This is a genomic window from Barnesiella sp. CU968 (genome assembly GCF_905219685.1).
Taxonomy (GTDB): domain Bacteria; phylum Bacteroidota; class Bacteroidia; order Bacteroidales; family Muribaculaceae; genus Lepagella; species Lepagella muris_A.
Genome location: NZ_CAJMXD010000487.1, coordinates 1 through 1,880, shown reverse-complemented (window position 1 = coordinate 1,880; position 1,880 = coordinate 1). Strand labels below are relative to the sequence as shown.

Here is a 1,880-nt window from a genome sequence, read left to right as displayed (position 1 = left end):
CGATATTGTTGGTGGAAGAAGATCAACTACTTCAATCTTTATTTCGTCTTTTACTGAACCTACTTCGGTATCCACTCGCAAAGTCACGAAATAATCGCCTATTTCATCAGATGTGAAAGTGAGAGACTGTGATGTAGAAACCAACCGTCCGTCAATAGTCCAAGCAAAAACGGCGTTATTGACATTTTTGTATTCCGGTATTATCGTAATTGAACGTCCCTGTTTAACAGTGTAGATTCCTGTCTCAGAGTCAAACTCTACTGAAGGCAGCCCGTTATTGTCGTACAAGTTATCATCTTTATTGCATGATGTCAATGCAATAAAGATGATAAAAATTGCGAGTAAATATCTATTCATTTGTTTTGTCAACCGAATGATGCTGTTTGTGACAACTTAATCACAAACAGCTTCTTTATATTATTATTCCAATACTATATCATCAATCGCAACATAACAGGGTGTTGCGGGACCTCCATCATGGATATCAGAGCCCCAGAAACCGAACTGAACTTTATCCACATTGGCTGCGTTAACGGGAATTGTCGTCCAAGTAGTCACACAGAAGTCTTTGCCATTACGATAGTCTGCAAGAGGAGTTTCTATGCGTTTAACAATATTGCCACTTGCATCGAAACACTTTATAATGAGATTAAAATAGCCTTTGGAATCTTTAAGGGATTTAGCCGTAACTTCCACGCCATTCTCTCCAATCCATGTATTTCCATTCTGGATAACTCCATAAGTATAAGCGGTATTACAAATCTTAAGGGATTTAAGAGTCATTGATTGAATATCGAATGAAGCTTCTTTAGCATAACCGTAGGAGTCATCAAAACCGTAAACCACACCGAAGTTGTTCGAGCCATTAGCACCTGCTCCACCACGATTACCGGTGGCAGTACGAGCCGTATTATATACACTCATCTGGTTATACTCAGAATACCACCAATCCTTATTAAATGGTTTATCTGGGTTTGGGTTCGAAGAAGGATTGGAAGTCATAGCCCAATCCGAAACTGCGATGCCACCAAACATATAGGATGGAGCAATATCTGAACCAAGAGGCCATGAGCCTTCATTCTCCATGGATGTAAAAGATCCATCCAAATTCATTATACCCGTAATCTGGGTACCACTGTAATCTGAATAGTAATTGCGTCCATAGGATGTTGGACCAGCCAAGACATCGACACCTTCAAAGGACATCAAATCCTCGAAGTCAATTACGACCTGACTTGATGCAGAGCGGCTCAACGGCTTGCCGTCCGCTGCGTCGAAGTTATCGACTAAGGCATCCTCATTGGAACACCCTGTGAAAGTTGCGGCTGCGACCAAAGCAAAGCCGCAAGCTGCGAAACGTAGGAGTTTTTTCATACTCGTTGTTGTTTTTAGTTAATATCAAAAAATAAATATTCCCGATAACGCTTAAATGAAGCGGCAACGGGAATAGATAGAATTATAGTCATTAAAAACAACTTACGAGGTAAGAAGTCAGACAACCTAAGCCCATAGTCCCGTAGGCGGTATCACTTGGCGGAAATGGCAGGTCTTCTGACTTATCCCGGTTCAATCGCGCCTTCCCAGTCGTTTGGTGACCAGTGGCAGGTTGCGAAAAACCTTGTTCAGTAACGAATAAACATCGTCAAAGAACGGGAATTACAGCAGCGGGTACTGTCGAGGAATCTCACCTCATTCCCTTTTGATGCTCCTTCACGCCTCCACTCTTGGACGACAGAGCAACCATTTCAACCGCAAATTTACAAAAAATAACCATTACCACCAAATAATTCATTTTTTTAACCGCACTAGTGTCTCTTAAAAAGTGTTAATCAAATTCGAGGTCAAGAGTTGGATGGCAATTTGCTATTTGTGCTGGCTCC

At 41.5% G+C, this 1,880-nt stretch carries 2 protein-coding genes and 1 riboswitch; both genes read right to left on the bottom strand.

Translation table 11 applies throughout. The features are described from left to right. Nucleotides 1-357 (bottom strand): PKD-like domain-containing protein (locus JX312_RS12970; protein ID WP_304505010.1); only part of this gene is annotated, 357 nt, incomplete at its 3' end. Between the two features lie 63 nt (nt 358-420). After that, nucleotides 421-1,374, bottom strand: a complete 954-nt coding sequence (locus JX312_RS12965) for a DUF4465 domain-containing protein (protein ID WP_124030530.1) — start codon at nt 1,372-1,374, stop codon at nt 421-423. Nucleotides 1,375-1,523: 149 nt separating this feature from the next. Further along, a riboswitch (cobalamin riboswitch) is annotated at nt 1,524-1,760 on the bottom strand. Nucleotides 1,761-1,880 lie beyond the last annotated feature (120 nt).